4 protein-coding genes are annotated in these 4,691 nt (G+C 40.6%); all 4 read left to right on the forward strand.

Annotated features, from left to right (window positions below):
- Positions 1 to 85 precede the first annotated feature (85 nt).
- The 4 genes from HT722_RS10190 (at position 86) to HT722_RS10205 (ending at position 4,331) form a co-directional block, all read left to right on the forward strand.
- Entirely contained in the window at positions 86 to 775 is a 690-nt protein-coding gene (locus HT722_RS10190) for a gamma-glutamyl-gamma-aminobutyrate hydrolase family protein (protein ID WP_000124770.1), read from the forward strand.
- 170 nt (positions 776 to 945) lie between these two features.
- Positions 946 to 2,295, forward strand: coding sequence for a glucose-6-phosphate isomerase (locus HT722_RS10195; RefSeq protein WP_000018268.1), 1,350 nt, complete (start codon positions 946 to 948; stop codon positions 2,293 to 2,295).
- A gap of 127 nt (positions 2,296 to 2,422) precedes the next feature.
- Entirely contained in the window at positions 2,423 to 3,883 is a 1,461-nt protein-coding gene (gltX, locus tag HT722_RS10200; protein WP_112445482.1) for a glutamate--tRNA ligase, read from the forward strand.
- A gap of 13 nt (positions 3,884 to 3,896) precedes the next feature.
- Positions 3,897 to 4,331: a cytidine deaminase gene (locus HT722_RS10205; protein ID WP_173278852.1), complete on the forward strand. Its 435-nt coding sequence runs from the start codon at positions 3,897 to 3,899 to the stop codon at positions 4,329 to 4,331.
- Positions 4,332 to 4,691 lie beyond the last annotated feature (360 nt).

Genomic DNA, 4,691 nt, shown 5'->3' on the forward strand with positions numbered 1-4,691 from the left:
GTCAGTAACATATATACGGTAAGGCGACGCTGACGTGGTTTGAAGAGATTTTCGAAGAGTGTTAATATTCGAAAGGAGAAGCATCATGGCTAGAACGGTTGTAGGAGTTGCTGCAAATCTATGTCCCGTAGACGCAGAAGGAAAAAACATTCATTCATCTGTATCTTGTAGATTCGCAGAGAGCATTCGTCAAGTCGGTGGTCTCCCTTTAGTCATTCCTGTTGGTGATGAGTCAGTTGTACGCGATTATGTGGAAATGATTGACAAATTGATTTTGACAGGCGGTCAAAATGTCCATCCTCAGTTTTATGGAGAGAAAAAGACCATCGAGAGTGATGATTACAATCTAGTCCGTGATGAGTTTGAACTGGCCCTCTTGAAAGAAGCGCTTCGTCAGAATAAACCAATTATGGCAATCTGTCGCGGTGTTCAACTTGTCAATGTTGCCTTTGGTGGAACCCTCAATCAAGAAATCGAAGGTCACTGGCAAGGCCTACCTTTCGGAACATCTCACTCTATTGAGACAGTGGAGGGAAGCGTGGTGGCCAAGCTATTTGGAAAAGAAAGTCAGGTTAACTCGGTCCATCGTCAAAGCATTAAAGATTTGGCACCTAATTTTCGTGTAACTGCTATTGATCCAAGAGACCAGACCATCGAAGCGATTGAATCTATCGATGAACACCGCATTATCGGTTTGCAGTGGCATCCAGAGTTTCTGGTTAATGAAGAAGATGGCAATTTAGAATTATTTGAGTATTTATTGAATGAACTGTGACGACTGGGACATCTAGTCGTTCTTTCTTTTATTTTTTCAAAATTTTTGGAATGCGGCATTTTTACGCAAACGTTTGAATTCTGATAAAAATTGGAGAAATTCGACAAAAAAACTTGAAAAAAACGAAGGTAAGCGTTATGATAGAAAAGAAGAAATATTGGAGGAATAACATGTCACATATTAAATTTGATTATTCAAAAGTTTTAGACAAATTCGTTGCACCACATGAAGTGGAATACATGCAATCACAAGTAACAGCAGCAGATGAATTGATCCGTAAAGGAACTGGTGCTGGTAGCGACTTTTTGGGATGGTTGGACCTTCCTGAAAACTACGACCGCGAAGAATTTGACCGTATCTTGAAAGCTGCTGAGCAAATCAAATCAGACAGCGATGTCTTGGTTGTAATCGGTATCGGTGGATCTTACCTTGGTGCTAAAGCAGCAATCGACTTCTTGAACCACCACTTTGCTAACTTGCAAACAAAAGAAGAACGCAAGGCTCCACAAATCCTTTACGCAGGAAACTCAATCTCATCTACTTACCTTGCTGACTTGGTAGAGTACGTAGCTGATAAAGACTTCTCAGTAAACGTGATTTCTAAATCAGGTACAACAACTGAACCAGCGATTGCTTTTCGTGTCTTCAAAGAACTCTTGGTTAAGAAGTACGGTCAAGAAGAAGCAAACAAACGTATCTATGCAACAACTGACCGCCAAAAAGGTGCTGTTAAAGTTGAAGCAGATGCTAACGGTTGGGAAACATTTGTTGTTCCAGATGACATCGGTGGACGCTTCTCAGTATTGACAGCCGTTGGTTTGCTTCCAATCGCAGCATCAGGAGCTGACATCAAAGCTCTTATGGAAGGTGCGAATGCAGCTCGCAAAGACTACACTTCAGATAAAATCTCTGAAAACGAAGCTTACCAATACGCAGCTGTTCGTAACATCCTTTACCGTAAAGGCTATGCAACTGAAATCTTGGTAAACTACGAGCCATCACTTCAGTACTTCTCAGAGTGGTGGAAACAATTGGCTGGTGAATCAGAAGGAAAAGACCAAAAAGGTATCTACCCAACTTCAGCCAACTTCTCAACTGACTTGCACTCACTTGGTCAATTTATCCAAGAAGGAACTCGTATCATGTTTGAAACAGTTGTCCGTGTTGACAAACCTCGTAAAAACGTGATTATCCCTAGCTTGGAAGAAGACCTTGACGGACTTGGTTACCTTCAAGGAAAAGACGTTGACTTTGTAAACAAAAAAGCGACTGATGGTGTTCTTCTTGCCCACACAGATGGTGATGTACCAAACATGTACGTGACTCTTCCAGAGCAAGACGCTTTCACTCTTGGTTACACTATCTACTTCTTCGAATTGGCAATTGCCCTTTCAGGTTACTTGAATGCTATCAACCCATTTGACCAACCAGGTGTTGAAGCTTACAAACGTAACATGTTTGCCCTTCTTGGAAAACCAGGATTTGAAGAATTAAGCAAAGAACTTAACGCACGTCTATAATAGAAGAAAAGAGTGGTTTGCCCACTCTTTTTACTCTCTTTATTCATAGAAATTGGACTCAGCCAAGACTTGTGATATAATATAGAGAGCAAAAAGGCAGACGCCTAGAGACTTTATAGGAGAAACTATGTCAAAAGATATCCGCGTACGTTACGCACCAAGTCCAACAGGACTACTACACATCGGGAATGCCCGTACAGCATTATTCAACTACCTTTATGCACGTCATCACGGTGGAACTTTTATTATCCGTATTGAAGATACTGACCGTAAACGACATGTCGAAGATGGTGAACGTTCACAGCTTGAAAATCTTCGTTGGTTAGGCATGGATTGGGATGAAAGCCCAGAAACACATGAAAATTACCGCCAGTCTGAACGTTTGGACTTGTATCAAAAATACATCGACCAATTGCTAGCTGAAGGAAAAGCCTACAAATCTTACGTTACAGAAGAAGAGTTGGCAGCGGAACGCGAACGCCAAGAAGCAGCTGGCGAAACACCACGCTACATCAATGAATACCTGGGTATGAGTGAAGAAGAAAAAGCAGCTTACATCGCAGAACGTGAAGCAGCAGGAATCATCCCAACAGTTCGCTTGGCTGTCAATGAGTCAGGTATCTACAAGTGGCATGATATGGTCAAAGGTGATATCGAATTTGAAGGTGGCAATATCGGTGGTGACTGGGTTATCCAAAAGAAAGACGGTTACCCAACATACAACTTTGCCGTTGTCATCGATGACCATGATATGCAAATTTCTCACGTAATCCGTGGAGATGACCACATTGCTAATACACCAAAACAGCTCATGGTTTATGAAGCACTTGGTTGGGAAGCTCCAGAGTTTGGTCACATGACTTTGATTATCAACTCTGAAACTGGGAAAAAATTGTCTAAACGTGACACCAACACCCTTCAGTTTATTGAAGACTACCGTAAAAAAGGCTATTTACCAGAAGCAGTCTTTAACTTTATTGCTCTTCTTGGTTGGAACCCAGGTGGCGAAGATGAAATCTTCTCTCGTGAAGAATTGATTAAACTTTTCGATGAAAACCGCCTGAGCAAGTCTCCAGCAGCCTTTGATCAGAAGAAACTCGACTGGATGAGCAATGATTATATCAAGAAGGCAGACCTAGAAACTATCTTTGAAATGGCAAAACCATTCTTAGAGGAAGCAGGTCGATTGACTGACAAAGCTGAAAAATTAGTTGAGCTCTATAAACCACAAATGAAATCAGTAGATGAGATTATCCCATTGACAGATCTCTTCTTCTCAGATTTCCCAGAATTGACCGAAGCAGAGCGCGGAGTCATGGCGGGTGAAACAGTCCCAACAGTTCTTGAAGCCTTCAAAGCAAAACTTGAAGCGATGACAGATGATGAATTTGTGGCAGAGAATATCTTCCCACAAATTAAAGCAGTCCAAAAAGAAACAGGTATTAAAGGGAAAAATCTTTTCATGCCTATTCGTATCGCTGTTTCAGGTGAAATGCATGGACCAGAATTGCCAGATACTATCTTCTTGTTAGGTCGTGAAAAATCAATCCAGCATATCGAAAACATGCTAAAAGAAATCTCTAAGTAAGAAAGGTACAATAATGGACATCTGGGAAAAGATGTACGAAGAAGCACAGAAGCTATACAATCCACATGAAGTATCAGACTTTGTTTATGCCAATCATGTTGTAGCTGCAGTAGAAGCAGAAGATGGACAAATATTTACAGGATTCTGTATGGAGGGAACCTGTGGTGTTTTCCATCTCTGCGCAGAGCGGGCAGCTCTCTTCAATATGTACCAATTTTCAGGACAAACTAAGGTTAAAAAAGTATTAGCCTTTCGAGACAAACCACCTTATGGTGGAAGTTCAGCCATGCCTTGCGGTGCTTGTAGAGAATTCCTTTTAGAACTGAATGCTGAAAATAAAGATGCAGAATTCATGATGGACTATGATACAAGAAAAACAGTTAAAGTCGCAGAACTAATGCCCTATTGGTGGGGAGAAGAACGTGCTTCTAAGTTTAATGAACAATAGAAGAGTCAGTACAATTCTGGCTCTTTTTACTATAAGTTGAAAAAGTTGATTTGAAAAAAAGGTAAATTCCCAAACTAAGTTCTACTGCTAATCCAAGTGGAAGTTAATCTGATAAAAATCCTAAAAACCAGTGGAGATCCGTGTCAGGGTAAGTTCCACTGGTTTTAATCATGCTTGATTTCATCGCTTTTGTAGCCAAAATGAATCGAAAAAAAGAGCGCACAAAATCCCCTCATCTGAAAGCGTTTCAGATTAAGTTCCGCTATGGTGGAAGTTACTTTGAGAAGTTACCATAGAAAAAATTAATTAAAAAATTTTAAAAAAGGTGTTGACAAAGTTTGAAAAGTCGGTATAATAGTA

Source organism: Streptococcus sp. 53 (assembly GCF_013276565.1).
In the GTDB taxonomy this organism is placed as follows: Bacteria; Bacillota; Bacilli; order Lactobacillales; family Streptococcaceae; genus Streptococcus.

Coding starts and splice junctions, on each gene's coding strand:
- HT722_RS10190 (WP_000124770.1), top strand. CDS start 86: ATGGCTAGAACGGTTGTAGGAGTTGCTGCAAATCTATGTCCCGTAGAC.
- HT722_RS10195 (WP_000018268.1), top strand. CDS start 946: ATGTCACATATTAAATTTGATTATTCAAAAGTTTTAGACAAATTCGTT.
- gltX (WP_112445482.1), top strand. CDS start 2,423: ATGTCAAAAGATATCCGCGTACGTTACGCACCAAGTCCAACAGGACTA.
- HT722_RS10205 (WP_173278852.1), top strand. CDS start 3,897: ATGGACATCTGGGAAAAGATGTACGAAGAAGCACAGAAGCTATACAAT.